The sequence below is a fragment of the Escherichia sp. WS1451 genome, assembly GCF_046487365.1.
GTDB classification, from domain to species: Bacteria; Pseudomonadota; Gammaproteobacteria; order Enterobacterales; family Enterobacteriaceae; genus Escherichia; species Escherichia coli.
Genome location: NZ_JBJQJP010000008.1, coordinates 12,120 through 39,069 on the forward strand (window position 1 = coordinate 12,120; position 26,950 = coordinate 39,069).

A 26,950-nucleotide genomic window follows, 5' to 3' on the forward strand; every position below is an offset into this window, starting at 1 on the left:
TTTTCACTATTAATAGACTGAAAAAACTGTATTGGTACTCTCCTTTCCCTTGCATTAACAATATGCCGCTTTTAATCAACCTTTTTATTAAGCAATCAACTAATAACGATCAGCATAGGGAATTATGCTATGAAAAAACATCTTTTTACTCTGACACTCTCTTCTGTATTGGCGATACCAGCAGTATCCCATGCAGAATTTAAAGGCGGTTTTGCTGATATAGGTATTCATTATCTTGACTGGACTAGCAGAACCACTGAGAAATCGTCGACCAAATCACACAAAGATGATTTTGGATATCTGGAACTGGAAGGCGGCGCTAACTTTAGTTGGGGAGAAATGTACGGGTTCTTCGACTGGGAAAACTTTTATAATAATCGTCATGATAAACCGGGTAGCGAGCAGCGTTACACATTTAAAAATACCAACCGTATTTACCTGGGTGACACCGGATTTAATCTCTACTTGCATGCGTATGGCACCTACGGTTCTGCGAATCGTGTGAATTTCCATGACGATATGTTCCTTTACGGGATCGGCTACAATTTCACCGGCAGCGGTTGGTGGTTCAAACCGTTCTTTGCAAAACGCTATACAGACCAAACCTATTATACCGGCGATAACGGTTATGTCGCCGGTTGGGTTGCAGGTTACAGCTTTATGCTGGGCAGTGAGAAATTCACCCTCACCAACTGGAACGAGTACGAGTTTGATCGTGATGCCACCTACGCGGCAGGTAATGGCGGCAAAGAAGGTCTGAACGGTGCCGTCGCACTTTGGTGGAATGCAACTTCACACATCACCACAGGGATTCAGTATCGTTATGCGGATGACAAACTGGGCGAAGATTTTTACCAGGATGCAATAATCTACTCCATCAAATTTAATTTCTGATTGATTACTGCCGGGGCTCCCGGCAGTATGAATAGCTCTATATCTGATACAGCGGATCCCCTTCCCGCCCAGCCATTAGCGCACGGCCCTGGCCTCGTACCACGTCCCATAACGCTTGTGCGGCGGTGGAAAGTGAACGGTTCTTCCTGCGCACCAGCATCAACTGGCGTTCCACCACCGGCGTAATGCGCTTTACCACCAGCGGGCTACCTTCAGGCAATGGTAGCGCCAGTGCGGGAAGAATACTGATGCCGATGTCTGCGGCTACCATCGGGAACAGCGTCGCCGGATGTCCAATCTCCTGCACAATATTCGCCTGAATACCATTGCGCGCCAGAGCTGCGTCAATCAGCGGTCGGCTGCCTGACGCGTAATCCTGCAACACCAATTTCGCTCCCTGTAATGCCTGCCAGGGGACATAATCTTCCGCGGCCAAAGCGCTATCGCGATGGCAAAGCAAGAAGAAAGGCTCGGAAAGAATCGCTTCACATTGCAGATCGCTCACTGGGCCTGGATCGATGACGATGCCAAAATCGACATCTCCCTGGCGAATACTTTCCATCACCCACTGCTGCGGACGATCGTGCAGGACAAACTGAATATCTGGATAGCGGCGATGGCTTTCAGCAATGCATTGCGGAATAAGATGCGCGGAAATGGTCTGGCTGGCAGCGACCCGAACTTTTCCGCTCAGTTGTTGCCCCATACGCCCGGTATCGCGCAACGTGCTGTTAAGTTCATCCAGCAGTCGCTCAAGACGCAAAGCCAACTGCTGCCCTGCATCTGTAAGCACCACTTCACGCGTGGTTCTGTCCAGCAGGCGAACACCAGTATGATTTTCCAGCTCCTTCACACTGTGACTCACTGCCGACTGGCTCAGGCCGATACGCTCTCCTGCACGACTAAAACTTTTCTCCTGCGCTACTGTGACGAAAACCTTTAATTGTTTTAAAGAATAATTCATCTGTTTTCTTCATGAATGGATGCAATAAATCAATTTTATTTCTCAAACTGGAAGAAGCACAATAGAACCATCGATCATCTGGAGTCTTTATGAAACTTTTTCGTATCCTCGATCCTTTCACCTTAACCCTGATCACGGTGGTGTTGCTGGCCTCTTTCTTTCCGGCCAGGGGCGATTTCGTTCCCTTCTTTGAAAATCTGACTACCGCAGCCATTGCTCTGCTGTTCTTTATGCACGGCGCGAAGTTATCGCGAGAAGCCATTATTGCAGGCGGTGGTCATTGGCGACTGCATTTATGGGTGATGTGTAGCACCTTCGTGCTGTTCCCAATTTTGGGCGTGCTGTTTGCCTGGTGGAAACCGGTAAATGTCGACCCGATGCTCTATTCCGGTTTTCTCTACTTGTGCATTCTTCCTGCTACCGTGCAGTCTGCAATCGCCTTCACGTCAATGGCGGGCGGTAACGTCGCGGCGGCGGTTTGTTCTGCGTCAGCATCCAGCCTGCTGGGGATTTTCCTTTCACCATTGCTGGTTGGTCTGGTGATGAATGTTCACGGTGCAGGGGGGAGCCTTGAGCAGGTCGGTAAAATTATGCTGCAACTGTTGCTGCCATTTGTGTTGGGGCATCTTTCCCGGCCGTGGATTGGTGACTGGGTGTCGCGTAATAAAAAATGGATTGCGAAAACTGACCAGACGTCCATTCTGTTGGTGGTTTATACGGCATTCAGCGAAGCCGTCGTTAACGGTATCTGGCACAAAGTTGGCTGGGGATCATTGCTGTTTATCGTGGTGGTCAGTTGCGTTCTTCTGGCTATCGTGATTGTAGTTAACGTCTTTATGGCACGCCGACTGGGCTTCAATAAGGCAGATGAAATTACTATCGTCTTTTGTGGTTCGAAAAAGAGTCTGGCAAATGGCATCCCGATGGCAAACATTCTTTTCCCCACATCGGTGATCGGTATGATGGTGCTGCCTCTGATGATTTTCCATCAGATCCAATTGATGGTCTGTGCGGTGCTGGCGCGTCGATACAAACGCCAGACCGAACAGTTACAGGCGCAGCAGGAAAGCAGCGCCGATAAAGCTTAAAGTGTGCGTTTCAGGGGCTGGACCAGTTGCGTCAGCCCCTCGGTTTTAATCAGCAGCGTGATTTGCATTAGCTCACCGAGCTTCCCTGCCGGGAACTCATCTTTGCGGGCAAACCACAGAAGATACTCCTCCGGCAGGTCGATTAAGCGACGCCCTTTGTATTTGCCAAACGGCATTATCGTATTGGCTATTTCAATCAGCTGCTCTTTTTCCATCTCAGCTACCCAGCAAACGCAGCATTTCCGCTTCGTCGATGACTTCAATGCCCAGTTCCTGCGCCTTCGCCAGTTTAGATCCTGCAGCTTCACCCGCTATCACCAGATCGGTTTTCTTCGACACGCTGCCCGCGACTTTCGCCCCCAGTTCGACCAGTCGAGCTTTAGCGTCATCACGCGACATCTGGCTTAAGCTGCCCGTAAGCACCACGGTTTTACCAGCAAACGGACTGTCAATCTCTTCCGCATTGATAACGATCGGCTCAGGCCAGTGAACACCTTCCGCCAACAGCGCGCTGATGACATTGCGGTTGCTTTCTTCGGCAAAGAAGTTGTGAACGTGGGAGGCAACGACAATACCAACATCAGGTACCTTTTGCAGCTCTTCAATCGAAGCGGCTTCCAGCGCTTCCAGCGTGCCGAAATATGCCGCCAGACCTGCTGCGGTGGCCTCGCCGACTTCACGGATGCCAAGTGCATAGAGGAAGCGAGCAAAGGTGGTTTCTTTCGCTTTTTCCAGCGCGTTAACCACGTTTTGTGCCGATTTTGGCCCCATACGCTCCAGTCCGGTCAGTTTGCCTGCGGTGAGTTTGAACAGATCCGCCGGAGTGTGGACATATTCTTTTTCAACCAGCTGATCGATGATTTTGTCGCCCATTCCGTCAACATCCATCGCACGGCGGGAAACAAAGTGTTTCAGCGACTCTTTACGCTGCGCACCGCAAATCAGGCCACCGGTACAGCGGGCAACCGCTTCACCTTCCACACGCTCAACGTCAGAACCACATACCGGACAATGCGTCGGGAATACAACCTCACGGGTATCTTCCGGGCGTTCAGAAAGCACGACGTTAACCACCTGCGGGATCACGTCGCCAGCGCGGCGAATCACCACTTTATCGCCAATGCGTAAACCAAGACGTTCGATTTCATCCGCATTGTGTAAGGTTGCGTTACTCACCAGCACGCCAGCAACATGGACAGGTTCCAGACGCGCAACAGGCGTAATCGCGCCAGTACGCCCAACCTGAAACTCGACGTCACGCACAAAGGTCATCTGTTCCTGCGCCGGGAATTTAAACGCTACCGCCCAGCGCGGGGCACGCGCGACAAAGCCAAGCTGCTCCTGCTGTGCCAGTGAGTTGACTTTAATCACCACGCCGTCGATATCAAAGCCCAGCGTCGGGCGGTCTTCTTCCACTTTGTGATAGAACGCCAGCACTTCTTCCGCCGATTCACAAAGCGTTACCCGATCGCTGACCGGCACCCCCCACTTTTTAAATTGCAGTAAGCGGCCAAGATGAGTATCCGGCAGCTCGCCACCTTCCAGAACACCAACGCCGTAGCAGAAAAAAGTGAGCGGTCGCTTCGCTGTAATACGCGGATCAAGCTGACGCAGTGAACCAGCTGCCGCATTACGTGGGTTAGCAAACACTTTCCCGCCCGTGCGTCGCGCATCTTCGTTAATCTTTTCGAACCCCGCCTGCGGCAGGAACACTTCACCACGCACTTCCAGACGCGCCGGGATATTCTCTCCGTGTAGCTTCAGCGGAATGGCGCGAATAGTACGCACATTAGACGTGATATCTTCCCCGGTGGTGCCATCGCCACGGGTCGCGGCACTGACTAAAACACCATTTTCATACAGAATACTGACGGCAAGACCATCCAGCTTCAGCTCACAGCACCAGGTGACTTTCTCGTTGCTTTTCAGACGGTCCTGCACTCGTTTGTTGAAGGCAAGAAAGCTTTCTTCATCAAAAACGTTATCCAGCGACAGCATTGGCACTTCATGGCGGATCTGGCTGAAAGCCGCCAGCGGCGCAGCACCTACACGTTGGGTAGGCGAATCAGGCGTAATCAGTTCTGGATGTTTGGTTTCCAGCTCGCGCAGTTCGCGCATCAACCTGTCGTATTCCGCGTCGGGAATTTCCGGCGCATCCATCACATGATAAAGATATTCATGATGGCGAAGCGTCGTTCGCAGTTCTGTCAGTTGTTGTTCGATTGATTCCATATCGCACCATCAATGCTAAAAACCCCCGACAAGCGGGGGTTCGAAAAGGAGTTAATTTGCCTTAAGTGTATCAGGCGTTGGCGTCTTTGACTTCGCGGATGATGTCCTGGTACTCGCGCAATTTCTGCGGAGTCATCATACGGCGCTGATCGTCAAGCACTACACCGCCCACTTCATCGGCAATATGCTGCGCAGATTGCAGCATCAGCTTGAAGTTCTGCAGCTCGTCACCGTAAGACGGTACCTGCATAAAGATAGTGACACCCGGAGTAGTGAAATCCTTCATTTCAGGATCAAAGGTTCCCGGTTTCACCATATTCGCCAGGCTAAATAACGCCGGGCCGCTGCCATCCGGGCTAAGATGACGATGGTAAATATTCATATCGCCAAAAATGAAGCCCGCTTGTTGAATGCTGTTAAGAAGCAGTTCACCGTTTAACTCGCTACCGTGATGCGCCGCGACGTTCATGATAATCACCGCTTCTTTGCGCTTCGGTTTATCCATAACTGGAGCCGGTTCCGCTACAGGCTCAGGCTGTGGTGCCGCTACAGGCTCTGCAGGCTGGAAAGCCTGTTGTGCCGGTTGCGGTGCTGAATGCACTGGCTGCGGCGCTGATGCGACCTGTGGCGAAACTGGCTGCTGCAACGGCTGTTCAGGCTGCGGCTGATAGGCAGGCTGCTGCACGGGTTGCTGCACCGGCTGCGCTGGACGCGGAGCATGTTGCGGCGGTACCTGAGCTTCAGGCGGCTGCTGGACCGGTTGACGCGGCTGCGCAGACGCATAAGGCGGTTGGTACTGGTGTTGCGGCGACGGACGAGCAGCCTCATGCTCCTGGGCGTTAGCCGGGGCATGATTCACGCGGTGAACTCGAACCTCACCAACGCCCTCATCATCTTCGACATCCTCGTCATAAGAATCGTCGTCACGTTTTGACTTCATTCGTTTTAATGGCCGATCGCGGAACATAGAAGATCGTTCTTTACGGCTGGTCCAGAAACCATGTACCAGTAAAGCGATTATGGCGATCGCGCCAACAATGATTAATATCAGACGCAAATCCTGCATCATTATATTCTCTGTTGTTCTAACACCTTGCCACCACGGCAAACATTTACTCACTAAGAGTATTTGCCGATTACCTCAAGTGCAAGTGCACTATTAACTTTCACAGCACAAAGATAGATGAAATCGTGCTTTTTGCTGTTTTTTCGAACATATCCTAACTGTCCATTGCGCAATTACCCGGTAAAATACGCAGAATTTTCCTGGGATTGGTCAAAAGGAGCTCATCCTGATTATGGTTTCATCATTCACATCTGCCCCACGCAGCGGTTTTTACTATTTTGCGCAAGGCTGGAAGCTCGTCTCGCAACCTGGGATTCGGCGTTTCGTTATTTTACCGCTGCTGGTCAATATTTTGTTGATGGGGGGCGCATTCTGGTGGCTATTTACGCAGCTCGATGTCTGGATCCCGACGCTCATGAGTTATGTTCCGGACTGGTTACAATGGCTGAGCTATCTGTTGTGGCCTCTGGCTGTCATCTCTGTGCTGTTAGTGTTTGGCTATTTCTTCTCAACGATTGCTAACTGGATTGCCGCTCCGTTCAATGGTTTATTGGCTGAACAACTGGAAGCACGATTGACTGGCGCTACACCGCCAGATACCGGGATTTTCGGTATCATGAAAGATGTGCCGCGAATCATGAAACGCGAATGGCAAAAATTTGCCTGGTATCTGCCGCGCGCAATTGTATTGCTAATTCTTTACTTCATCCCTGGTATTGGGCAAACCGTCGCGCCGGTACTATGGTTCCTGTTTAGCGCCTGGATGTTAGCCATCCAGTATTGCGATTACCCCTTCGATAACCACAAAGTGCCGTTTAAAGAGATGCGCACCGCCCTGCGCACACGCAAAATCACCAATATGCAGTTTGGTGCTTTAACCAGCCTGTTTACGATGATCCCGTTGCTTAATCTGTTCATCATGCCCGTTGCCGTTTGTGGTGCGACGGCGATGTGGGTCGATTGCTATCGCGATAAACACGCCATGTGGCGGTAACAATCTACCGGTTATTTTGTAAACCGCTTGTGTGAAACAGGGGTGGCTTATGCCGCCCCTTATTCCATCTTGCATGTCATTATTTCCCTTCTGCATATAGATATGCTAAATCCTTACTTCCGCATATTCTCTGAGCGGGTATGCTACCTGTTGTATCCCAATTTCATACAGTTAAGGACAGGCCATGAGTAAGATTTTTGAAGATAACTCGCTGACTATCGGTCACACGCCGCTGGTTCGCCTGAATCGCATCGGTAACGGACGCATTCTGGCGAAGGTGGAATCTCGTAACCCCAGCTTCAGCGTTAAGTGCCGTATCGGTGCCAACATGATTTGGGATGCCGAAAAGCGCGGCGTGCTGAAACCAGGCGTTGAACTGGTTGAACCAACCAGCGGTAATACCGGGATTGCACTGGCCTATGTCGCTGCCGCTCGCGGTTACAAACTTACCCTGACCATGCCAGAAACCATGAGTATTGAACGCCGCAAGCTGCTGAAAGCGTTAGGTGCAAACCTGGTGCTGACCGAAGGTGCTAAAGGCATGAAAGGCGCAATCCAAAAAGCAGAAGAAATTGTCGCCAGCAATCCAGAGAAATACCTGCTGCTGCAACAATTCAGCAATCCGGCAAACCCTGAAATTCACGAAAAAACCACCGGTCCGGAGATCTGGGAAGATACCGACGGTCAGGTTGATGTATTTATTGCTGGCGTTGGGACTGGCGGTACGCTGACTGGCGTCAGCCGCTACATTAAAGGCACCAAAGGCAAGACCGATCTTATCTCTGTCGCCGTTGAGCCAACCGATTCTCCAGTTATCGCCCAGGCGCTGGCAGGTGAAGAGATTAAACCTGGCCCGCATAAAATTCAGGGTATTGGCGCTGGTTTTATCCCGGCTAACCTCGATCTCAAGCTGGTCGACAAAGTCATTGGCATCACCAATGAAGAAGCCATTTCTACCGCACGTCGTCTGATGGAAGAAGAAGGTATTCTTGCTGGTATCTCTTCTGGAGCAGCTGTTGCCGCGGCGTTGAAACTACAAGAAGATGAAAGCTTTACCAACAAGAATATTGTGGTTATTCTACCATCATCGGGTGAGCGTTATTTAAGCACCGCATTGTTTGCCGATCTCTTCACTGAGAAAGAACTGCAACAGTAATGCCAGCTTGTTAAAAATGCGTAAAAAAGCACCTTTTCAGGTGCTTTTTTGTGGCCTGCTTCAAACTTTCGCCCCTCCTGGCATTGATTCAGCCTGTCGGAACTGGTATTTAACCAGACTAATTATTTTGATGCGCGAAATTAATCGTTACAGGAAAAGCCAAAGCTGAATCGATTTTATGATTTGGTTCAATTCTTCCTTTAGCGGCATAATGTTTAATGACGTACGAAACGTCAGCGGTCAACACCCGCCAGCAATGGACTGTATTGCGCTCTTCGTGCGTCGCGTCTGTTAAAAACTGGCGCTAACAATACAGGCTAAAGTCGAACCGCCAGGCTAGACTTTAGTTCCACAACACTAAACCTATAAGTTGGGGAAATACAATGTTCCAGCAAGAAGTTACCATTACCGCTCCGAACGGTCTGCACACCCGCCCTGCTGCCCAGTTTGTAAAAGAAGCTAAGGGCTTCACTTCTGAAATTACTGTGACTTCCAACGGCAAAAGCGCCAGCGCGAAAAGCCTGTTTAAACTGCAGACTCTGGGCCTGACTCAAGGTACCGTTGTGACTATCTCCGCAGAAGGCGAAGACGAGCAGAAAGCGGTTGAACATCTGGTTAAACTGATGGCGGAACTCGAGTAATTTCCCGGGTTCTTTTAAAAATCAGTCACAAGTAAGGTAGGGTTATGATTTCAGGCATTTTAGCATCCCCGGGTATCGCTTTCGGTAAAGCTCTGCTTCTGAAAGAAGACGAAATTGTCATTGACCGGAAAAAAATTTCTGCCGACCAGGTTGATCAGGAAGTTGAACGTTTTCTGAGCGGTCGTGCCAAGGCATCAGCCCAGCTGGAAACGATCAAAACGAAAGCTGGTGAAACGTTCGGTGAAGAAAAAGAAGCCATCTTTGAAGGGCATATTATGCTGCTCGAAGATGAGGAGCTGGAGCAGGAAATCATAGCCCTGATTAAAGATAAGCACATGACAGCTGACGCAGCTGCTCATGAAGTTATCGAAGGTCAGGCTTCTGCCCTGGAAGAGCTGGATGATGAATACCTGAAAGAACGTGCGGCTGACGTACGTGATATCGGTAAGCGCCTGCTGCGCAACATCCTGGGCCTGAAGATTATCGACCTGAGCGCCATTCAGGATGAAGTCATTCTGGTTGCCGCTGACCTGACGCCGTCCGAAACCGCACAGCTGAACCTGAAGAAGGTGCTGGGTTTCATCACCGACGCGGGTGGCCGTACTTCCCACACCTCTATCATGGCGCGTTCTCTGGAACTGCCTGCTATCGTGGGTACCGGTAGCGTCACCTCTCAGGTGAAAAATGACGACTATCTGATTCTGGATGCCGTAAATAATCAGGTTTACGTCAATCCAACCAACGAAGTTATTGATAAAATGCGCGCTGTTCAGGAGCAAGTGGCTTCTGAAAAAGCAGAGCTTGCTAAACTGAAAGATCTGCCAGCTATTACGCTGGACGGTCACCAGGTAGAAGTGTGCGCTAACATTGGTACGGTTCGTGACGTTGAAGGTGCAGAGCGTAACGGCGCTGAAGGCGTTGGTCTGTATCGTACTGAGTTCCTGTTCATGGACCGCGACGCGCTGCCCACTGAAGAAGAACAGTTTGCTGCTTACAAAGCAGTGGCTGAAGCGTGTGGCTCGCAGGCGGTTATCGTTCGTACCATGGACATCGGCGGCGACAAAGAGCTGCCATACATGAACTTCCCGAAAGAAGAGAACCCGTTCCTCGGCTGGCGCGCTATCCGTATCGCGATGGATCGTAAAGAGATCCTGCGCGATCAGCTCCGCGCTATCCTGCGTGCCTCGGCTTTCGGTAAATTGCGCATCATGTTCCCGATGATCATCTCTGTTGAAGAAGTGCGTGCACTGCGCAAAGAGATCGAAATCTACAAACAGGAACTGCGCGACGAAGGTAAAGCGTTTGACGAGTCAATTGAAATCGGCGTAATGGTGGAAACACCGGCTGCCGCAACAATTGCACGTCATTTAGCCAAAGAAGTTGATTTCTTTAGTATCGGCACCAATGATTTAACGCAGTACACTCTGGCAGTTGACCGTGGTAATGATATGATTTCACACCTTTACCAGCCAATGTCACCGTCCGTGCTGAACTTGATCAAGCAAGTTATTGATGCTTCTCATGCTGAAGGCAAATGGACTGGCATGTGTGGTGAGCTTGCTGGCGATGAACGTGCTACACTTCTGTTGCTGGGGATGGGTCTGGACGAATTCTCTATGAGCGCCATTTCTATCCCGCGCATTAAGAAGATTATCCGTAACACGAACTTCGAAGATGCGAAGGTGTTAGCAGAGCAGGCTCTTGCTCAACCGACAACGGACGAGTTAATGACGCTGGTTAACAAGTTCATTGAAGAAAAAACAATCTGCTAATCCACGAGATGCGGCCCAATTTACTGCTTAGGAGAAGATCATGGGTTTGTTCGATAAACTGAAATCTCTGGTTTCCGACGACAAGAAGGATACCGGAACTATTGAGATCATTGCTCCGCTCTCTGGCGAGATCGTCAATATCGAAGACGTGCCGGATGTCGTTTTTGCGGAAAAAATCGTTGGTGATGGCATTGCTATCAAACCAACGGGTAACAAAATGGTCGCGCCTGTAGACGGCACCATTGGTAAAATCTTTGAAACCAACCACGCGTTCTCTATCGAATCTGATAGCGGCGTTGAACTGTTCGTCCACTTCGGTATCGACACCGTTGAACTGAAAGGCGAAGGCTTCAAGCGTATTGCTGAAGAAGGTCAGCGCGTGAAAGTTGGCGATACCGTGATTGAATTCGATCTGCCGCTGCTGGAAGAGAAAGCCAAGTCTACCCTGACTCCGGTTGTTATCTCCAACATGGACGAAATCAAAGAACTGATCAAACTGTCCGGTAGCGTAACCGTGGGTGAAACCCCGGTTATCCGCATCAAGAAGTAATTCTTGCCACAGTGAAAAATGGCGCCCATCGGCGCCATTTTTTTATGCTTCCGCCAGCGGCGGCAAAATCAATTCATCGCTCTCATGCTGCTGGGTATAGCGCATCACTTCCAGTACGCGCAACCCCGCGCGGTGCACCGCATCGTTTAACGCCTTCCCTTTCAGCAAACCACTGATAAGCTGAGCACAAAACAGGTCGCCAGTCCCTTTCAGATCGGTTTTTACCCGTGAATGGGAAATGACATTCACGCTGTCGGCACTCACCACCACCACCTGCATCTCCTGATTTTCTTCGTTACCGGAGGCGCTGGTAACCACCACCCATTTTAATGTGTCTGAAAGCAGACTTTTTGCGGCAGCAATGACACTGTCGAGATCGCGGCAATTTTTACCGGTCAGGATTTCCAGCTCAAAGATATTGGGGGTAATTCCCTGCGCCAGCGGCAGTAAATATTGTCGATACGCCTCGGGAAGGTCAGGTTTGACATAAATTCCGCTATCAATATCGCCAATCACCGGATCGACCATGATCAATAGGTCAGGATGATCTTTGCGTAGCGCAGTCAGCCACTCGGCAAGGATTTTGATTTGCGATGCCGTTCCCATATAGCCCGTGGTGACAGCGCGCAGCTGGCGCAGCGCATCACGCTCCTGAAGCGCACGCAAATAACCGCTAAACCATTCATCCGGAATCGCACCACCGTAGAAAGTGTCATAATGCGGCGTATTGCTCAGCAATACCGTCGGCACGGCAAAGACATTCAGGCCGTTCTGTTTGATAGCAGGCACCGCAATGCTGTTGCCTACGCTGCCGTACACTACCTGCGACTGCACGGCAACGATATCCGCCTGCAGTGCCCTGCTCTTATCGTTAAACAACAACAAACTACTCATTTAATTTTTTCTCCTTGCCGATGATCCTCATCGTATTCCAACCGAAACTTTACCTGATTCTGGCAGTCAAATCGGCTATTACAAAACAAGGATAAGGTAATTCAGTGAAGAAAATCATTTGTCTGGTCGTTACGCTGCTAATGACACTCCCCGCTTATGCGAAGTTAACTGCCCATGAAGAAGCCCGTATCAACGCTATGCTGGAGGGATTAGCACAGAAAAAGGATTTAATATTTGTGCGTAACGGTGATGAACATACCTGCGATGAAGCGGTTTCTCATCTGCGACTGAAGCTGGGCAATACCCGTAATCGCATTGATACAGCCGAGCAGTTTATTGACAAGGTGGCCTCGTCGTCATCGATTACCGGGAAGCCGTATATCGTGAAGATGCCCGGTAAGAGCGATGAGAACGCACAGCCTTTTTTACATGCGTTAATTGCGCAGACGGATAAAACGGTGCCTGCGCAATAATCTTAAATCCCCGCCCCCTGGCTAAAATGCTCTTCCCCAAACACCCCGGTAGAAAGGTAGCGATCGCCACGATCGCAGATGATCGCCACCACCACCGCGCCAGGGTTAGCTTTTGCCACTCGCAGTGCTCCGGCAACCGCGCCGCCGGAGCTAACGCCACAGAAAATCCCTTCCCGCGCCGCCAGTTCGCGCATAGTGTTTTCCGCATCGCGCTGATGAATATCCAGCACCTCATCCACCAGAGAAGCGTTGAAAATCCCCGGCAGATATTCCGCAGGCCAGCGGCGAATGCCTGGAATACTGCTGCCTTCTTCCGGCTGCAGGCCAACAATCGTCACCGGTTTGGATTGTTCGCGCATAAAGCGTGACACGCCGGTGATAGTGCCGGTTGTTCCCATGCTGGAGACAAAATGGGTAATGCGCCCGCCGGTTTGCTGCCAGATTTCCGGTCCGGTAGTGGTGTAATGGGCGTAAGGGTTATCGGGATTATTGAACTGATCGAGCAGCTTTCCTTCACCACGATTGGCCATCTCCAGCGCCAGATCGCGCGCACCTTCCATGCCCTGCTCTTTGGTGACCAGAACCAGTTCCGCACCGTAGGCACGCATTGCCGCACGGCGTTCCTGGCTCATGTTGTCGGGCATCAGCAATTTCATGCGATAGCCTTTAAGCGCGGCAATCATCGCCAGCGCAATGCCGGTGTTACCACTGGTGGCTTCGATCAACACATCACCCGGTTTAATCTCGCCGCGCTTTTCCGCCTCGACAATCATCGAAAGCGCTGCACGGTCTTTTACCGATCCCGCCGGGTTATTGCCTTCCAGTTTTAACCACACTTCACTGCCGTTATCCGGCCCCATTCGCTGCAACTTCACCAGAGGCGTATTGCCTATTGTTTGTTCTAATGTACTCACGATCTCTGTCCATACGTGGTGTTGCCTGATGCGACGCTTGCGCGTCTTATCAGGCCTACAGGTTACAAACCTTGCCATTAAAAAGCCCGGATCGCGGGAAGCGCCTCCGGGCGTTTAACATCCACTCAACCTATCAGGCGCTTTGTGCGAGAGCAAGTTCCTCATCGCGGGTTTCAATACGCTCGTCGCCGTTATACAGCCGCGCATGTTGCAGACCAACGAATAAACGCTCGCCACGTTGCGGGGCGTCGTCGCCGTGCATCACGACCGTCAGTGCTTCGTTGTACCACCCCAGCGGCTGCACGACTAATTGGGTGTAGTGGCCTTTCGGGCTGGCTTCCAGTACCTGTACCGGCAGCGGCGAATCGAGGCTGGTACGGCGGCTGATATCCACTTCCCACGGACGCAGGAAGAGATCCACTGGCCCCTGATACGCAGGTGTATAGCCCAGCGGCCAGCGATGTGCGCCAACATGGAACTGCCCGCCGCGAATGGTTCCCTGCAGGCGGTTAACTTCGCCCATAAATTCGAGTACAAAACGGGTCGCTGGTTCGCGCCATACCTGGTCCGGTGCATCAGCCTGCTCGATATTGCCCTGGCTCATCACCACTACACGATCGGCTACTTCGGTCGCTTCTTCCTGGTCATGGGTCACAAACACGCTGGTGAATTTCAGCTCTTCATGTAACTGACGCAGCCAGCGACGCAACTCTTTACGCACCTGCGCATCCAGCGCGCCAAACGGTTCATCAAGCAGCAGAATTTGCGGTTCTACGGCAAGCGCGCGCGCCAGCGCCACACGCTGTTTCTGGCCGCCGGAAAGCTGCGCAGGATAGCGGTCTGCCAGATGGGCAAGCTGCACCATCTCCAGCAATTTTGTCACTTTCGCTTTGATAGCTGCGGCATTCGGGCGCTCGCGACGCGGCAGCACCGTCAGGCCGAAAGCGATATTGTCGAACACCGTCATATGGCGGAACAGCGCGTAATGCTGAAACACGAAACCGACTTTACGATCGCGCGCATGCAGGCGGCTGACGTCGGTGCCGTGGAAGCGAATATGCCCGCTGGTTTGATGCTCCAGCCCGGCGATAATCCGCAGCAGCGTGGTTTTCCCGGAACCGGACGGCCCCAGCAATGCGACCATCTGACCAGAAGGAATATCCAGTGAGATATCGTTCAGCACCTGGGTGCGACCAAAAGACTTCTTAATATTGGCAATCTCAATGCTCATGATGTTCCTCCTGCTGCGCGCGTTTTTCCTGATTCTCCAGACGCCACTGCAACATACTCTTTAAAAACAGGGTGATAATCGCCATCAGCGTCAACAACGCGGCAGCGGTAAAGGAGCCGACGGTGTTGTAGTCCTGCTCCAGCAATTCAATCTGTAACGGCAGCGAAAGTGTTTCGCCGCGAATCGAGCCGGAAACTACCGACACCGCACCAAACTCGCCAATCGCGCGGGCGTTGGTCAGCACCACGCCATAAAGCAGCGCCCAGCGGATGTTCGGCAGCGTGACGCGACGGAACATCTGCCAGCCAGATGCGCCCAGCAAAATCGCTGCTTCGTCTTCCTGGCTGCCCTGGCTTAACATTACCGGCACCAGCTCGCGCACCACAAACGGACAGGTCACGAAGATGGTGACCAGCACCATTCCCGGCCAGGAGAACATAATTTGCAGGTTATGCTCATCCAGCCAGCCACCGAGCGGGCCGTTAGAGCCGTAAAACAGCAGATACACCAGACCGGCAACCACCGGCGACACGGCAAACGGAATGTCCAGCAGCGTCAGCAGCAACTGGCGTCCGGGGAAGTTAAAGCGCGTCACCAGCCAGGCCAGCAGAATGCCGAACACCAGGTTCACCGGCACGGCAATCAGCGCAATCATCACCGTCAGCCAGATGGCGTGCAGCATGTCCGGATCGGCCAGATTCTGTAAAACCGGCATCAGCCCTTTGCTGAACGCCTGCACGAAGATGTAAATCATCGGCACCAGCAGGATGAACGCCGAAACCAGCATCCCGATGCCAATCAGAAACCATTTGCCCCAGTTAATCGGGCGCGCGTCATAACGCTTCAATTGTGTCACTTCCGCCATTAATGACCTACCACACGCCGACCAAAGCGACTTTGCAGAGTGTTAATTGAGAACAGCAGCAGCAGGGATGCCGCGAGGATCACCGAAGCAATCGCGCTCGCCGCCGGGTAATCAAACTCCTGTAAGCGAACAAAAATCATCAGCGACGTCACTTCCGTCTTCCAGGCAATGTTCCCGGCGATGAAAATCACCGCGCCAAATTCACCAAGACTACGGGTAAACGACAGCGCCACGCCCGCCACCAGCGCCGGAGAAAGTTCCGGCAGCACCACTTTGCAGAAACTCTGCCAGCGCGTTGCACCAAGCGTTTCCGCCGCTTCTTCATATTCCGGGCCTAACTCTTCCAGCACCGGCTGCACGGTACGCACCACAAACGGAATGCTGGTAAAGGCCATCGCCACCGCGATCCCCAGCCAGGTATAGGTGACTTTGATATCAAACTTCGCCAGCCATTCACCGTAAAAACCGTTCACGGAAAAGAGCGAAGCCAGCGTTAAACCGGCGACTGCCGTTGGCAGCGCAAAGGGTAAATCCATCAGCGCATCAAGCAGCGTGCGGCCCGGAAAGCGATAGCGGGTTAAGATCCACGCCATCAGCAGACCGAAAACGCCGTTAAAAATCGACGCGACAAACGCCGACAGCAGCGTCACTTTATAGGCTGCGACCACCTGCGGGTTGGTGATCACCTCCCAGTACTGCGCCCAGCTCATCTCAGAGAGCTGCATCACCAGCGCGGAGAGCGGCAGCAGCAAAATCAGGCACACAAACAGCAGACTGGTGCCGAGGCTTAAGGTAAAGCCCGGCAGCACGCGTCTTGATGAAACTGCAAACATCAGTTACGCCCCGCCGCTAACAGCTTGTCTAACTCGCCGCCGCTGGTGAAGTGGGTTTTCATCACTTCCGGCCAGGAGCCAAATTTGTCTTCCACGCGGAACAGTTCGGTCTGCGGGAATTTGTCTTTCAGTTTGTCCATCACCTCCGGGTTATTTACGCGGTAGTAATAGTCGGTGATGATGGTTTGCGCCTGCGGGCTGTAGAGCCAGTTCAGGTAAGCTTTTGCTGCTTTTTCCGTACCGTTGGCCTGCACGTTTTTATCGACCCACGCCACCGGGAATTCCGCCAGAATATTGGTTTTCGGAATCACCACTTCAAAGCCCTGCGCTTCATACTGTTTGCGGATGTTGTTCACTTCCGACTCGAAGCTGATCAGCACATCGCCCAGGCCGCGCTCGGCAAAAGTGGTGGTCGCGCCACGACCGCCAGTATCGAACACTTCAACGTTTTTCAGGAACTGGGTCATAAACTGTTCGGTTTTGGCTTTGTCGCCACCGTCAGCTTTATCCGCTGCGCCCCATGCCGCCAGATAGGTATAACGCGCGTTACCGGAGGTTTTTGGGTTCGGGAAAATCAGCTTCACGTCGGAGCGCACCAGATCGTTCCAGTCATGGATATTCTTCGGGTTGCCCTTACGCACCAGGAAGCCCATGGTGGAGTAAAACGGCGAGCTGTTATTCGGCAGGCGCGACTGCCAGTCAGCCGGGATCAGCTTGCCTTTATCATGCAGGATCTGCACATCGGTCACCTGGTTATAAGTGACAACGTCCGCTTTTAAGCCCTGTAAAATCGCCAGCGCCTGTTTTGATGACCCGGCATGAGATTGTTTAATCGTCAGTTTGTCGCCGCCGTTATCTTTGGCCCATTGCTGTTCAAACGGCGGGTTCAGGGCGGCAAACAGCTCGCGGGAGACGTCATAAGAACTGTTCAGCAGTTCCGTTGCCTGTACATGGCCCGCCAGCAGCAGAGAAGCGACCAGCGCGAGTGAGTTCTTTTTCAGTAAGTTAACGGCCATTGCGCACCCTTATAAATTTAACGACTTTCTAATAGCCATCATATTTATAACGGACGTGAAAGGAGTAACGGTTTTATATACCGTTTGGTGATTTGGAAGTTGAAAAGGGAATAAGACGAAATCCTCCCCACAAATGCAGGGAGGAAACAGAGGTGAATCAGATGCCGACGCTAACCGTCTCCGGCAGTGTGCTGCCGCCATCAATCACATTCTGTGTACCGGTTAAATAGCTGGATTCATCCGATGCGAGGAAGGCCGCCAGTTCGCCGACTTCCAGCGGATCGGCGAGGCGACGCATCGGGATTGCTTTCGCCATTTCAGTCAGCACCGATTCTGGATCTTCCGGGTTCGACTGGCGGGCAATGCTTTCCGCCATTGGCGTGCGAACGTATCCGGGGCAGATGGCGTTAACGCGAATACCAGACTGCGCGTACTCCACCGCCAGCGATTTAGTCAGGCCAACAATCGCCGCTTTCGTTAAGGCATACGCCGTTTCACCCGGATCGGCCACCATATCGCCAGTGACTGAAGACATCATCACAATGCGACCATCTTTGCGGGCAATCATCTCCGGCAACACCGCCTTCGTGACGTTCCATACGCCTTTTATATTGATATCAATATGGAAATCGCGATCTTCATCGCTCATATCGAGGAAACTTCCCAGACGACAAACGCCTGCGTTATTCACCAGGATATCAATGCGCCCTTCTTTTTCCTTCGCACGCTTGATAGCTGCGGCGACCGACGCCGGGTCACGCACATCGGCGACAACCGCCGTACAGCGATGACCACGACCACACAGTTCGTCCGCCAGCTTTTCGATCTCAGGGGAGATATCCAGCAAGATTAGGTTTGCGCCATGACGCGCAAAAGTTCTGGCAATTCCTTCGCCAATTCCCTGCAATGCGCCCGTAATCAGTGCTGTCTTGCCCGTGAGTTTACCCATTTTAATGCTCTCCTTGTTAATACAGAGCGTTACACTCCATTCCCTCTGAAAATACAGGATAAACAAAATATTGCTGCGGATCAGCTCACTAATTCAGGAAAATCTCAATCCAGTCGCTGCTTTATGCATCATTTCAGGCGTTGCGTTAGCTCACTGCTGCGCTCAATCATTTTCAATGACTCCACATCATTGAGTTGCACAAGGCCAACAAACAGTAAATCGGTAACAGAATTTTGCGCCGTGCGGGTGGACATCGACGAGCTGCGCCATTCGGTTTCGCCAGAAACGGTATCGAGGGTGTAATGCGCCAGCCGCCGCAGCGGGGAATCGGTTAATGAGGTAATGGCAATCACCGTCGCCCCCTGCTTTCGCGCTGCCTCGGCGCACAAGACAATCTCTTTTTTACTGCCACTGTAAGAGATAGCGATTTGTACATCGCCTTTTTTTAGCGCCTGAGAAACGGTGGCTTGTACGTGGGTGTCGGCCTCACAGGCCACGCGATAACCAATTTTCATCAGTTTGAACGACAGATCGCGCCCCACCAGCGCCGACCCGCCCAGGCCCGTTATCTGGATAAACGGTGCTTTACTGATGACCTCAATGATTTTTTGCAGCCGCGCGTAGTCAAACAATGCGCAGGTTTGCTCCAGCGCCTGCTCTTTTTCGCGATTCAGTTTACGGGCAATCACTTCCAGCGAATCATCACTGGTAATCGAACTGTGCAGGTGCAGCGCCGTGGCATTCGTTTTCTCCCGGCTGGCACTGTATTCGCCAATTAACGCCATACGCAATTCAGTAAATCCTTGCGCGCCGAGCTTCTGGGCAAACTTCACAATACTCGACTGGCTGATGCCGAGCTGTTTCGCCATCTTGCGCGAAGAGACGGATTTCAGCTCACTCACGTTGGCCCGCAGAAAGTCAGCAATTTTTTGCTCGTTCCCGGTAAATTCACTTTCCGCATTGCGTATTTTCGTCAGGTACAACATCTTCCACTCTCCTGGGCTGGCAGCAAAAATTCCGCTTAAGTTCTTATGACGCTCTTCACACTCTGCGAGTGTAGACTCAATGATTCCTTTAAGTCTGTCAATTCGGGATATATGATTCCATACATCTGCAATTATTTGATCGTAAATAGTAAGGTCACCACCGATGCAACTTGAAAAGATGATTACTGAAGGCTCGAATGCCGCCTCTGCTGAAATTGACCGCGTATCAACGCTGGAAATGTGCCGGATTATCAACGATGAAGATAAAACCGTGCCGCTTGCCGTTGAGCGCGTACTGCCGGATATCGCCGCGGCAATCGATGTTATCCACGCCCAGGTAAGCGGCGGCGGGCGTCTGATTTATCTCGGTGCGGGAACATCAGGTCGTCTGGGGATTCTGGATGCCAGCGAATGTCCGCCGACCTACGGCGTGAAACCAGGTCTGGTGGTTGGTTTGATTGCTGGCGGCGAATATGCCATTCAGCACGCGGTGGAAGGCGCGGAAGATAGCCGGGAAGGTGGTGTTAATGATCTGAAAAATATCGGCTTAACCGCGCAGGATGTGGTGGTTGGTATTGCGGCCAGCGGACGCACACCGTATGTGATTGCCGGGCTGGAATACGCGCGCCAACTCGGCTGCCGTACAGTGGGAATTTCCTGTAATCCGGGGAGCGCCGTTTCCACCACCGCTGAGTTTGCCATTACACCGATTGTAGGTGCCGAAGTGGTTACCGGTTCTTCGCGAATGAAAGCAGGCACAGCGCAGAAACTGGTGCTCAATATGCTCTCCACCGGGCTGATGATTAAATCCGGCAAAGTGTTCGGCAACCTGATGGTCGATGTGGTCGCCACCAACGAAAAACTGCATGTGCGCCAGGTCAATATCGTTAAAAACGCCACCGGATGTAATGCCGAACAAGCGGAAACAGCGTTAATTGCCTGCGAGCGCAACTGTAAAACGGCCATTGTGATGGTGCTGAAAAATCTCGATGCCGCAGAAGCAAAAAAACGCCTGGATCAACACGGCGGCTTTATTCGTCAGGTTTTAGACAAGGAATAACCCATGGCCAAAGAGATCAGCAGTGAACTTCTGAACACCATTCTTACCCGGGTCGGTGGACCGGGAAATATCGCCAGTTGTGGTAACTGTATGACGCGCCTGCGTCTGGGTGTACATGACAGTTCACTGGTTGATCCCAATATCAAAACGCTGGAAGGCGTGAAGGGCGTTATTTTGACCAGCGATCAGGTACAGGTCGTTTTTGGACCAGGTAAAGCGCATCGTGCCGCAAAAGCGATGAGCGAACTGCTGGGAGAAGCCCCGGTACAAGATGCCGCAGAAATCGCCGCTCAGAATAAACGTCAGTTAAAAGCCAAACAAACCTCCGGCGTGCAACAATTTCTCGCCAAATTCGCCACCATCTTCACGCCGCTGATCCCCGGTTTTATTGCCGCTGGTCTGTTGCTGGGAATAGCGACGTTAATTGCCACGGTGATGCACGTTCCGGCAGATGCTCAGGGAACACTACCCGATGCGCTGAATTTTATGAAGGTGTTCAGCAAAGGCCTGTTCACCTTCCTGGTGATTCTGGTGGGCTATAACGCGGCCCAGGCATTCGGCGGCACGGGCGTAAATGGCGCAATTATCGCCGCGCTCTTTTTGCTCGGTTATAACCCAGCTGCAACCACGGGTTACTACGCCGGATTTCACGATTTCTTTGGTCTGCCCATCGATCCGCGCGGCAATATTATCGGCGTGTTGATTGCCGCGTGGGCCTGCGCCCGCATCGAAGGCATGGTGCGCCGCTTTATGCCCGACGATCTCGACATGCTGCTGACCTCGTTAATCACCCTGCTGCTCACCGCTACGCTGGCCTACCTGATCATTATGCCGCTGGGTGGCTGGTTATTCGAAGGTATGTCGTGGCTGTTTATGCACCTGAACAGTAATCCGCTCGGTTGTGCGGTTTTAGCCGGGCTGTTCCTGATCGCCGTGGTATTTGGCGTACATCAGGGCTTTATTCCTGTTTACCTGGCGTTAATGGACAGCCAGGGATTCAACAGCTTATTTCCCATCCTTTCAATGGCAGGCGCGGGCCAGGTGGGCGCAGCGCTGGCGCTCTACTGGCGGGCGCAACCGCATAGCGCATTACGCAGTCAGGTCCGCGGGGCGATTATTCCTGGTCTGCTGGGCGTTGGCGAACCGCTGATTTACGGCGTCACCCTGCCCCGCATGAAACCGTTTGTTACCGCTTGCTTAGGCGGCGCGGCGGGCGGTTTGTTTATCGGACTGATAGCCTGGTGGGGTCTGCCGATGGGCTTAAACAGCGCATTCGGGCCGTCTGGTCTGGTGGCGCTGCCGCTGATGACTTCCGCGCAAGGCATCCTTCCGGCAATGGCGGTTTATGCAGGCGGGATTCTGGTGGCATGGGTTTGCGGGTTTATTTTCACCACGCTCTTTGGCTGCCGTAACGTCAATCTGGACTGATAATATGAAACGGACAATGCTCTATCTTTCTCTGCTGGCTGTCAGCTGTAGCGTCAGCGCCGCAAAATACCCTGTTCTGACAGAAAGTTCGCCAGAGAAAGCAGGGTTTAACGTCGAACGGCTTAATCAGATGGATCGCTGGATAAGCCAGCAAGTTGATGCCGGTTATCCCGGCGTAAACCTGCTGATTATAAAAGATAATCAGATTGTTTATCGCAAAGCCTGGGGCGCGGCGAAAAAGTACGATGGCAGCGCGTTAATGGCGCAGCCTGTAAAAGCCACCACCGGGACGCTGTATGATCTGGCCTCAAACACCAAGATGTACGCCACTAACTTCGCGCTGCAAAAGCTGATGAGCGAAGGCAAACTGCATCCTGACGATCGGATTGCGAAATATATTCCGGGATTTGCCGATAACCCAAATGACACCATTAAAGGCAAAAACACGTTGCGGATTTCTGATCTGCTGCATCACAGCGGCGGTTTCCCGGCAGATCCGCAATACCCGAATAAAGCGGTCGCGGGCGCGTTATATTCCCAGGATAAAGGCCAGACGCTGGAGATGATCAAGCGCACGCCGCTGGAGTATCAGCCCGGCAGCAAGCATATCTACAGCGATGTCGATTATATGCTGCTTGGATTTATCGTCGAGTCGGTTACCGGTCAGCCACTTGACCGCTATGTTGAAGAGTCGATTTATCGCCCGCTCGGCCTGACGCACACGGTATTTAATCCGCTGCTGAAAGGCTTTAAACCACAGCAAATTGCCGCCACGGAACTGAACGGCAATACCCGCGATGGCGTGATCCATTTCCCGAATATCCGCACCTCCACTCTCTGGGGTCAGGTGCACGATGAAAAAGCCTTTTATTCGATGGGCGGTGTTTCCGGGCACGCAGGTTTGTTTTCCAATACCGGCGATATTGCGGTGTTAATGCAAACGATGCTGAACGGCGGTGGCTATGGTGATGTGCAGCTGTTCAGTGCGGAAACGGTGAAGATGTTCACCACCAGCTCTAAGGAAGATGCCACTTTTGGCCTTGGCTGGCGCGTGAATGGTAATGCCACCATGACGCCGACGTTTGGCACGCTGGCAAGCCCGCAAACCTACGGTCACACTGGCTGGACAGGGACGGTGACCGTTATCGATCCGGTGAATCATATGGCGATTGTGATGTTAAGCAATAAGCCGCATTCGCCAGTAGCCGATCCGCAAAAGAATCCCAATATGTTCGAAAGCGGTCAGTTGCCGATTGCAACTTATGGTTGGGTTGTTGATCAGGTATATGCGGCGTTGAAGCAGAAGTAATAAAAAGGCCAGTCAGTAATGTTACTGCCTGGCCTTTAATCAATGAATCAGAAACGCTTACAACGCCATCAACTTGTCCAGCGACGGCGCAAAGTAATAGCCGCCGGTTACCGGTTTGGTGAAACGCAACATCGCATCACGCTTACCATCGGTATCGCCAAACATGCTCAGCAGTTGCTGCTCAATGTTATGCAGACGCGCGCAGTAGGCGCAGAAGTACAGACCGTGAGTGCCACTGGCGGTGCCGTACGGCAGGCTCTGACGAACAATCTTCAGCCCTTTGCCATCTTCTTTCAGATCAACGCGGGTCAGGTGAGAGGTTTCCGGACGTTCGTCGCCGTCAATCTCTTCGTTGGCCTCTTTGGTGCGCCCGATCATCATCTCTTGATCGTGAACGCTCATCCGATTGAGCTGCTTCAGGTTGTGCTCCCAACGCTGCACAAACACATAGCTGCCACCCGCATCCACGCCGTCTTTGATAACAGCCACTTCGCGGCGCGTCTCTTCACCCGCCGGGTTTTCTGTACCGTCAACAAAGCCGCTCAGGTCACGCTCTTCAACCCAACGGAAGCCGTGGATCTCTTCTTTCACTTCAATGCAGTCACCAAAGGCTTCCATCGCCGCCTGAGCGACAGAGAAGTTCACGTCGTGACGCAGAGAAAGAATGTGGATCAACACATCGAACTGGGTCGTCGGCGCAAGACCTTTACCGTAGCCCGGAAAATCTTTCAGCTCTTCGGCCCCAACGCCGCCGCTCAGAGCGCGCCAGGTATTGTTACCAAAGGCAACCACCGCACCAAGATGCGCGTCCGGGAATTTCGCTTCAAAAGTTGCCAGTTTGTCGGCAAATGTTTTACTGGCCGCACGCAGGGCGTCAACTTCCCCTTTCACGTTGGCTTCGATCCAAATCGCCGCGCGGCAATGTTCTGGCAAAATGCCACTCTGAACCTGAGACATTGTTCCTCCTGAAAATAATAATGCCACGCAATCCGTGGCATTGTTGGGCGCTATTTTACGTGTTTTTTCGCGGCGGCGGTTTGTTCAGACGCAAATTAACGCCGCCAGATAATTTTACTGACTTTCCAGTTTTTCAGGGTATCGTCCGAAGGCATTAACCCTTCAGGGCCACTCCATTCCCCGCTGAACTGGTAGCTAATATGTTGACTGCCTTCGGCTTTACATTCGACGGCACGATTATCATCACTGTCGGCCTTTTGGCAATTGCCAAATGCTTTGCTGTAAAGGTCACTAAACGGTGTACCGATTTTAACACCGGTGTCAGCAGGAATATCGCTATCCAGCACATCAATGCGGCTGATCGTGCCTTGATCACCGTTAATCACCATCGCCACGTTGTCGCCTTTCATCACTTCAAAAAAGCGCACCACGTTGCCGTTCGCGGTTTTCATTCCGCTGCGCAGGCGATAATCGCCATCAAGCGCATCAGCAATGGCTTGTTCTTGCAGTGGTGTGGACGCCGTTAATTCACCCACGCCCTGCTCGCTCACTTTGGTGGATGATCCAAACCAGTTCCACGGGTTAGCGGCCGACCAGTTAACTGACGACATCGTGGAACAGCCGGTCAGCATCAACGGCATAGCGCATAACATTAAACGCAGCGATTTCATGTCACTTCCTTTGGTTATTCAATAACGTTGCTTGGAGTGCAAATTCACCAAAAAGTGCCGTTATTCTTTTTCTTCATTAAAACAAGCGCGTAAACGTCGATTGGTCAGCAGCCAGATTAACGCCACGATATCCGCCACTACCAGCGCCAGACCGATACCGCTAACGGATTCACCGTTCAGCCACAGCCACGGTTGCCAACAAAGTAAAACCACTTGCGCCAACAGCAACAGAAAATAGAGCACATGCCAGATACGGGGAAATGAAGCCCGCCGACCACTCAGCAAAAATGCCAGCACCGCCGGAATACCGGGAATCAACCCCAGCCAGAAATTATCGTGATCGGGATAAAACAGATTCAGCAGCGCAGTACCCTGCTCGCGCGACGCACCGGCAATGACAAACAGCACCCAGGTTCGCGCCTGAAGCAATAGCACAAGCCAGAAGAGCAAGGGTAAACGCAGGCGACCGTGCGCATCATAATGGACAGGATGAAACTCAGTACTCTTCATCTTCAATCAAACGCTTACCCAGACTCAGCACGTCGGCGTGTTCATATCCCAGGCGTTCATACATTCCGAGCACCATGTCGTTATCTTCCGGCACGTTGATCTGAATTTTCGGGCAGCCGCGAGCAATCAGCTTTTTCTCCAACCGATTAAGCAACGCATTAGCAATCCCACGCCCACGAAACTCTGGATGCACGCCAAGATAATAAGCAGACCCGCGATGCCCGTCATAACCGCCCATCACCGTTCCGACCACTTCACCGTTTACCTCAGCGACCAGAAACAAACTGACGTCATGGTTCATCTTACGCTCGATGTCCATTTCCGGATCGTTCCACGGACGCAGCAAGTCGCAACGCTCCCAAAGGGTGATGACCTCTTCGAAATCTTCCTGGCGAAATACGCGTATCTCCATGGTATTCGTTACCTTTTTGCGGGTTAAAAGGCTGATTATGGCGTGAACGGTCGAATTAGCCAATATCTGACGAAAATCGGTTGAAAAAGTGGCATAATGGGGAGTTGTCAACTATTGAAATGAAAAGTAAAACAATTCTCAACAGCAAACGGTCGTAACGGATTACGCGATACGATATAACATCTGGAACTTTATTATTACAACTCAGGCCGTATGAGCACTTTTAAACCACTAAAAACACTCACTTCGCGCCGCCAGGTGCTGAAAGCCGGTTTGGCTGCCCTGACGTTGTCAGGAATGTCGCAAGCCATCGCCAAAGACGAACCTTTAAAAACCAGCAACGGACACAGCAAGCCGAAAGCCAAAAAATCTGGCGGCAAACGTGTCGTTGTTCTCGATCCAGGCCACGGCGGGATTGATACCGGAGCGATCGGACGCAACGGTTCGAAAGAAAAACATGTGGTGCTGGCGATTGCTAAAAACGTCCGTTCCATTTTGCGTAATCATGGCATTGATGCGCGTTTAACGCGTTCTGGCGATACGTTTATCCCACTATACGATCGCGTTGAAATCGCCCATAAACATGGCGCAGATCTGTTTATGTCAATTCATGCCGATGGCTTTACCAACCCGAAAGCTGCCGGTGCTTCGGTATTTGCCCTCTCTAACCGCGGTGCTAGTAGCGCAATGGCGAAATACCTGTCTGAACGCGAAAACCGTGCTGATGAAGTTGCCGGTAAAAAGGCGACTGACAAGGATCACCTATTGCAGCAAGTGCTGTTTGATCTGGTGCAAACCGATACTATTAAAAACAGCCTGACGCTCGGCTCGCATATTCTGAAAAAGATTAAGCCGGTGCATAAACTGCACAGCCGCAACACCGAACAAGCCGCGTTTGTAGTGTTGAAATCGCCGTCGGTTCCGTCGGTGCTGGTGGAAACCTCGTTTATCACCAACCCGGAAGAAGAGCGGCTGTTAGGCACGGCGGCGTTTCGCCAGAAAATCGCCACAGCGATTGCCGAAGGCGTGATCAGTTATTTCCACTGGTTTGACAACCAGAAAGCACACTCGAGAAAGCGGTAAGT

Annotated in this window: 28 protein-coding genes; 12 read left to right on the forward strand and 16 right to left on the reverse strand. The window is 52.0% G+C overall.

Annotated features, from left to right (window positions below):
* Nucleotides 1–129 precede the first annotated feature (129 nt).
* Nucleotides 130–894 (forward strand): outer membrane protein OmpK, encoded by a 765-nt coding sequence (locus ACJHX7_RS12130; protein WP_000716372.1) that lies wholly within the window; start codon nt 130–132, stop codon nt 892–894.
* A 37-nt stretch (nt 895–931) separates the two neighbouring features.
* On the opposite strand, the gene ACJHX7_RS12135 is transcribed toward ACJHX7_RS12130, so the two are convergent.
* Entirely contained in the window at nt 932–1,858 is a 927-nt protein-coding gene (locus ACJHX7_RS12135; RefSeq protein ID WP_094029988.1) for a LysR family transcriptional regulator, read from the reverse strand.
* Between the two features lie 89 nt (nt 1,859–1,947).
* Between ACJHX7_RS12135 and ACJHX7_RS12140 the strand changes: the two genes are divergently transcribed.
* Nucleotides 1,948–2,946, forward strand: a complete 999-nt coding sequence (locus ACJHX7_RS12140) for a bile acid:sodium symporter family protein (RefSeq protein WP_000765604.1) — start codon at nt 1,948–1,950, stop codon at nt 2,944–2,946.
* On the opposite strand, the gene ACJHX7_RS12145 is transcribed toward ACJHX7_RS12140, so the two are convergent.
* From ACJHX7_RS12145 to zipA, 3 genes are all read right to left on the reverse strand, one after another.
* Nucleotides 2,943–3,161: a DUF3820 family protein gene (locus ACJHX7_RS12145; protein WP_000410202.1), complete on the reverse strand. Its 219-nt coding sequence runs from the start codon at nt 3,159–3,161 to the stop codon at nt 2,943–2,945. The genes ACJHX7_RS12140 and ACJHX7_RS12145 overlap by 4 nt on opposite strands.
* Nucleotide 3,162: 1 nt before the next feature.
* A complete protein-coding gene (gene ligA, locus ACJHX7_RS12150) occupies nt 3,163–5,178 on the reverse strand; it encodes an NAD-dependent DNA ligase LigA (RefSeq protein ID WP_410231622.1) in 2,016 nt (671 codons plus the stop codon).
* Nucleotides 5,179–5,248: 70 nt separating this feature from the next.
* Nucleotides 5,249–6,247, reverse strand: coding sequence for a cell division protein ZipA (gene zipA / locus ACJHX7_RS12155; protein ID WP_001317975.1), 999 nt, complete (start codon nt 6,245–6,247; stop codon nt 5,249–5,251).
* A gap of 229 nt (nt 6,248–6,476) precedes the next feature.
* Between zipA and cysZ the strand changes: the two genes are divergently transcribed.
* The 5 genes from cysZ (at nt 6,477) to crr (ending at nt 11,357) form a co-directional block, all read left to right on the forward strand.
* Nucleotides 6,477–7,238 carry a sulfate transporter CysZ gene (gene cysZ, locus ACJHX7_RS12160; RefSeq protein WP_000254839.1) on the forward strand — a complete coding sequence of 254 codons (762 nt, stop codon included), beginning with the start codon at nt 6,477–6,479 and terminating at the stop codon, nt 7,236–7,238.
* 184 nt (nt 7,239–7,422) lie between these two features.
* Nucleotides 7,423–8,394, forward strand: coding sequence for a cysteine synthase A (cysK, locus tag ACJHX7_RS12165; protein WP_000034402.1), 972 nt, complete (start codon nt 7,423–7,425; stop codon nt 8,392–8,394).
* 383 nt (nt 8,395–8,777) lie between these two features.
* Entirely contained in the window at nt 8,778–9,035 is a 258-nt protein-coding gene (gene ptsH, locus ACJHX7_RS12170) for a phosphocarrier protein Hpr (RefSeq protein WP_000487600.1), read from the forward strand.
* 44 nt (nt 9,036–9,079) lie between these two features.
* Nucleotides 9,080–10,807 (forward strand): phosphoenolpyruvate-protein phosphotransferase PtsI, encoded by a 1,728-nt coding sequence (gene ptsI, locus ACJHX7_RS12175; RefSeq protein WP_000623136.1) that lies wholly within the window; start codon nt 9,080–9,082, stop codon nt 10,805–10,807.
* 40 nt (nt 10,808–10,847) lie between these two features.
* On the forward strand, nt 10,848–11,357 hold the full coding sequence (gene crr, locus ACJHX7_RS12180) for a PTS glucose transporter subunit IIA (RefSeq protein WP_000522247.1): 510 nt from the start codon (nt 10,848–10,850) through the stop codon (nt 11,355–11,357).
* Nucleotides 11,358–11,399: 42 nt separating this feature from the next.
* Here crr and pdxK read toward each other — a convergent pair whose 3' ends face one another.
* Entirely contained in the window at nt 11,400–12,251 is an 852-nt protein-coding gene (pdxK, locus tag ACJHX7_RS12185; RefSeq protein ID WP_094029987.1) for a pyridoxine/pyridoxal/pyridoxamine kinase, read from the reverse strand.
* Nucleotides 12,252–12,355: 104 nt separating this feature from the next.
* Between pdxK and ACJHX7_RS12190 the strand changes: the two genes are divergently transcribed.
* Nucleotides 12,356–12,724, forward strand: a complete 369-nt coding sequence (locus ACJHX7_RS12190; RefSeq protein WP_000719965.1) for a YfeK family protein — start codon at nt 12,356–12,358, stop codon at nt 12,722–12,724.
* 2 nt (nt 12,725–12,726) lie between these two features.
* Here the strand turns inward: ACJHX7_RS12190 and cysM are convergent, their stop codons facing one another.
* From cysM to murR, 7 genes are all read right to left on the reverse strand, one after another.
* Nucleotides 12,727–13,638 (reverse strand): cysteine synthase B, encoded by a 912-nt coding sequence (gene cysM, locus ACJHX7_RS12195; RefSeq protein ID WP_075862024.1) that lies wholly within the window; start codon nt 13,636–13,638, stop codon nt 12,727–12,729.
* A 133-nt stretch (nt 13,639–13,771) separates the two neighbouring features.
* Nucleotides 13,772–14,869, reverse strand: coding sequence for a sulfate/thiosulfate ABC transporter ATP-binding protein CysA (cysA, locus tag ACJHX7_RS12200; RefSeq protein ID WP_000021031.1), 1,098 nt, complete (start codon nt 14,867–14,869; stop codon nt 13,772–13,774).
* Nucleotides 14,859–15,734, reverse strand: coding sequence for a sulfate/thiosulfate ABC transporter permease CysW (cysW, locus tag ACJHX7_RS12205; protein ID WP_000852686.1), 876 nt, complete (start codon nt 15,732–15,734; stop codon nt 14,859–14,861). The genes cysA and cysW overlap by 11 nt, the downstream gene beginning before the upstream one ends.
* Entirely contained in the window at nt 15,734–16,567 is an 834-nt protein-coding gene (cysT, locus tag ACJHX7_RS12210; RefSeq protein WP_000458420.1) for a sulfate/thiosulfate ABC transporter permease CysT, read from the reverse strand. The genes cysW and cysT overlap by 1 nt, the downstream gene beginning before the upstream one ends.
* Complete coding sequence (cysP, locus tag ACJHX7_RS12215) at nt 16,567–17,583, reverse strand: thiosulfate/sulfate ABC transporter substrate-binding protein CysP (protein WP_000290223.1); 1,017 nt, start codon at nt 17,581–17,583, stop codon at nt 16,567–16,569. The genes cysT and cysP overlap by 1 nt, the downstream gene beginning before the upstream one ends.
* 157 nt (nt 17,584–17,740) lie before the next feature.
* Entirely contained in the window at nt 17,741–18,532 is a 792-nt protein-coding gene (ucpA, locus tag ACJHX7_RS12220) for an SDR family oxidoreductase UcpA (RefSeq protein ID WP_000517443.1), read from the reverse strand.
* 128 nt (nt 18,533–18,660) lie between these two features.
* On the reverse strand, nt 18,661–19,518 hold the full coding sequence (murR, locus tag ACJHX7_RS12225) for an HTH-type transcriptional regulator MurR (protein WP_000966459.1): 858 nt from the start codon (nt 19,516–19,518) through the stop codon (nt 18,661–18,663).
* 163 nt (nt 19,519–19,681) lie between these two features.
* On the opposite strand from murR, the gene murQ reads away from it, so the two are divergent.
* Genes murQ through pbp4b form a run of 3 tightly spaced genes read left to right on the forward strand, consistent with a single transcriptional unit; the run spans nt 19,682 to nt 23,315 of the window.
* Nucleotides 19,682–20,578, forward strand: coding sequence for an N-acetylmuramic acid 6-phosphate etherase (gene murQ / locus ACJHX7_RS12230; protein WP_001175613.1), 897 nt, complete (start codon nt 19,682–19,684; stop codon nt 20,576–20,578).
* A gap of 3 nt (nt 20,579–20,581) precedes the next feature.
* Nucleotides 20,582–22,006 carry a PTS N-acetylmuramic acid transporter subunit IIBC gene (gene murP, locus ACJHX7_RS12235; RefSeq protein ID WP_094029986.1) on the forward strand — a complete coding sequence of 475 codons (1,425 nt, stop codon included), beginning with the start codon at nt 20,582–20,584 and terminating at the stop codon, nt 22,004–22,006.
* 4 nt (nt 22,007–22,010) lie between these two features.
* Nucleotides 22,011–23,315, forward strand: coding sequence for a penicillin binding protein PBP4B (pbp4b, locus tag ACJHX7_RS12240; RefSeq protein ID WP_094029985.1), 1,305 nt, complete (start codon nt 22,011–22,013; stop codon nt 23,313–23,315).
* Nucleotides 23,316–23,372: 57 nt separating this feature from the next.
* On the opposite strand, the gene yfeX is transcribed toward pbp4b, so the two are convergent.
* From yfeX to ACJHX7_RS12260, 4 genes are all read right to left on the reverse strand, one after another.
* Entirely contained in the window at nt 23,373–24,272 is a 900-nt protein-coding gene (yfeX, locus tag ACJHX7_RS12245) for a porphyrinogen peroxidase (RefSeq protein ID WP_000084590.1), read from the reverse strand.
* 95 nt (nt 24,273–24,367) lie between these two features.
* A complete protein-coding gene (locus tag ACJHX7_RS12250; RefSeq protein WP_000838948.1) occupies nt 24,368–24,943 on the reverse strand; it encodes an RpoE-regulated lipoprotein in 576 nt (191 codons plus the stop codon).
* A gap of 60 nt (nt 24,944–25,003) precedes the next feature.
* The gene (locus ACJHX7_RS12255) at nt 25,004–25,453 is read right to left on the reverse strand and encodes a DUF2919 domain-containing protein (protein ID WP_001296281.1); all 450 of its coding nucleotides are present in this window, start codon (nt 25,451–25,453) and stop codon (nt 25,004–25,006) included.
* Nucleotides 25,440–25,865, reverse strand: a complete 426-nt coding sequence (locus ACJHX7_RS12260) for a GNAT family acetyltransferase (protein WP_000406000.1) — start codon at nt 25,863–25,865, stop codon at nt 25,440–25,442. The genes ACJHX7_RS12255 and ACJHX7_RS12260 overlap by 14 nt, the downstream gene beginning before the upstream one ends.
* Before the next feature lie 213 nt (nt 25,866–26,078).
* Between ACJHX7_RS12260 and amiA the strand changes: the two genes are divergently transcribed.
* The gene (gene amiA / locus ACJHX7_RS12265) at nt 26,079–26,948 is read left to right on the forward strand and encodes an N-acetylmuramoyl-L-alanine amidase AmiA (protein WP_000102892.1); all 870 of its coding nucleotides are present in this window, start codon (nt 26,079–26,081) and stop codon (nt 26,946–26,948) included.
* The last annotated feature ends 2 nt before the right edge of the window (nt 26,949–26,950 follow it).

Excerpts from the sequence above, each read along its gene's own strand:
- ACJHX7_RS12130 (WP_000716372.1), top strand. The coding sequence starts at position 130 with ATGAAAAAACATCTTTTTACTCTGACACTCTCTTCTGTATTGGCGATA.
- ACJHX7_RS12135 (WP_094029988.1), bottom strand. The coding sequence starts at position 1,858 with ATGAATTATTCTTTAAAACAATTAAAGGTTTTCGTCACAGTAGCGCAG.
- ACJHX7_RS12140 (WP_000765604.1), top strand. The coding sequence starts at position 1,948 with ATGAAACTTTTTCGTATCCTCGATCCTTTCACCTTAACCCTGATCACG.
- ACJHX7_RS12145 (WP_000410202.1), bottom strand. The coding sequence starts at position 3,161 with ATGGAAAAAGAGCAGCTGATTGAAATAGCCAATACGATAATGCCGTTT.
- ligA (WP_410231622.1), bottom strand. The coding sequence starts at position 5,178 with ATGGAATCAATCGAACAACAACTGACAGAACTGCGAACGACGCTTCGC.
- zipA (WP_001317975.1), bottom strand. The coding sequence starts at position 6,247 with ATGATGCAGGATTTGCGTCTGATATTAATCATTGTTGGCGCGATCGCC.
- cysZ (WP_000254839.1), top strand. The coding sequence starts at position 6,477 with ATGGTTTCATCATTCACATCTGCCCCACGCAGCGGTTTTTACTATTTT.
- cysK (WP_000034402.1), top strand. The coding sequence starts at position 7,423 with ATGAGTAAGATTTTTGAAGATAACTCGCTGACTATCGGTCACACGCCG.
- ptsH (WP_000487600.1), top strand. The coding sequence starts at position 8,778 with ATGTTCCAGCAAGAAGTTACCATTACCGCTCCGAACGGTCTGCACACC.
- ptsI (WP_000623136.1), top strand. The coding sequence starts at position 9,080 with ATGATTTCAGGCATTTTAGCATCCCCGGGTATCGCTTTCGGTAAAGCT.
- crr (WP_000522247.1), top strand. The coding sequence starts at position 10,848 with ATGGGTTTGTTCGATAAACTGAAATCTCTGGTTTCCGACGACAAGAAG.
- pdxK (WP_094029987.1), bottom strand. The coding sequence starts at position 12,251 with ATGAGTAGTTTGTTGTTGTTTAACGATAAGAGCAGGGCACTGCAGGCG.
- cysA (WP_000021031.1), bottom strand. The coding sequence starts at position 14,869 with ATGAGCATTGAGATTGCCAATATTAAGAAGTCTTTTGGTCGCACCCAG.
- cysW (WP_000852686.1), bottom strand. The coding sequence starts at position 15,734 with ATGGCGGAAGTGACACAATTGAAGCGTTATGACGCGCGCCCGATTAAC.
- cysT (WP_000458420.1), bottom strand. The coding sequence starts at position 16,567 with ATGTTTGCAGTTTCATCAAGACGCGTGCTGCCGGGCTTTACCTTAAGC.
- cysP (WP_000290223.1), bottom strand. The coding sequence starts at position 17,583 with ATGGCCGTTAACTTACTGAAAAAGAACTCACTCGCGCTGGTCGCTTCT.
- ucpA (WP_000517443.1), bottom strand. The coding sequence starts at position 18,532 with ATGGGTAAACTCACGGGCAAGACAGCACTGATTACGGGCGCATTGCAG.
- murR (WP_000966459.1), bottom strand. The coding sequence starts at position 19,518 with ATGTTGTACCTGACGAAAATACGCAATGCGGAAAGTGAATTTACCGGG.
- murQ (WP_001175613.1), top strand. The coding sequence starts at position 19,682 with ATGCAACTTGAAAAGATGATTACTGAAGGCTCGAATGCCGCCTCTGCT.
- murP (WP_094029986.1), top strand. The coding sequence starts at position 20,582 with ATGGCCAAAGAGATCAGCAGTGAACTTCTGAACACCATTCTTACCCGG.
- pbp4b (WP_094029985.1), top strand. The coding sequence starts at position 22,011 with ATGAAACGGACAATGCTCTATCTTTCTCTGCTGGCTGTCAGCTGTAGC.
- yfeX (WP_000084590.1), bottom strand. The coding sequence starts at position 24,272 with ATGTCTCAGGTTCAGAGTGGCATTTTGCCAGAACATTGCCGCGCGGCG.
- ACJHX7_RS12250 (WP_000838948.1), bottom strand. The coding sequence starts at position 24,943 with ATGAAATCGCTGCGTTTAATGTTATGCGCTATGCCGTTGATGCTGACC.
- ACJHX7_RS12255 (WP_001296281.1), bottom strand. The coding sequence starts at position 25,453 with ATGAAGAGTACTGAGTTTCATCCTGTCCATTATGATGCGCACGGTCGC.
- ACJHX7_RS12260 (WP_000406000.1), bottom strand. The coding sequence starts at position 25,865 with ATGGAGATACGCGTATTTCGCCAGGAAGATTTCGAAGAGGTCATCACC.
- amiA (WP_000102892.1), top strand. The coding sequence starts at position 26,079 with ATGAGCACTTTTAAACCACTAAAAACACTCACTTCGCGCCGCCAGGTG.